This is a genomic window from Vibrio sp. 1580, assembly GCF_033340055.1.
Genome location: NZ_JAWOVT010000601.1, coordinates 1 through 550 on the forward strand (window position 1 = coordinate 1; position 550 = coordinate 550).

The following is a 550-nucleotide window of genomic DNA, read 5'->3' on the forward strand; positions in this document are numbered from 1 at the left end:
TTTTGCCCATTGGCCAATCGCGGATATTAAAGTTGATCAGTTCAAACAGCAAAACGCTAAGTTTTTTGAACAGCGTGGAGAGAAGGTTGAACATCAGTGGTTACGTGATTAACGTTGTCATCTGAATCTAGATAAAAATAAAGCCCGCTAAACATGAGCGGGCTTTGTGTTTTAAGGTTTCTAACTCGTTTAAGTGCAGGCTTAACGGTTCTTTGTAGAGCTATGCTTTTACCGCATCAAGATCATCAGATTGAACTGAAGGGTTAAAGAACAATTTAGTTTCTGCTAGTACAACATGACGAAGCGCAATCAAACCAATAAGGTTAGGGATCGCCATCAAGCCATTTACGATATCTGCCAGAATCCAAATCATGTCTAGATGCAGGAACGCGCCTGAAGCCACTAGAGCAAGGAAGATAATCTTGTAAGGCAGAACCGCTTTTGTGCCCATTAGGAACACCACACAACGCTCACCGTAGTAGTTCCAACCAAGGATCGTTGTAAACGCAAAGAACATCAGACCGATAGACACCAGCATTGGGCCAAATGT

Annotated in this window: 1 protein-coding gene; it reads right to left on the reverse strand. The window is 42.5% G+C overall.

Annotated features, from left to right (window positions below; translation table 11 throughout):
- Positions 1-220: 220 nt before the first annotated feature.
- On the reverse strand, positions 221-550 hold a 330-nt coding region (locus R7093_RS27380), incomplete at its 5' end, for an alanine:cation symporter family protein (protein WP_318147303.1).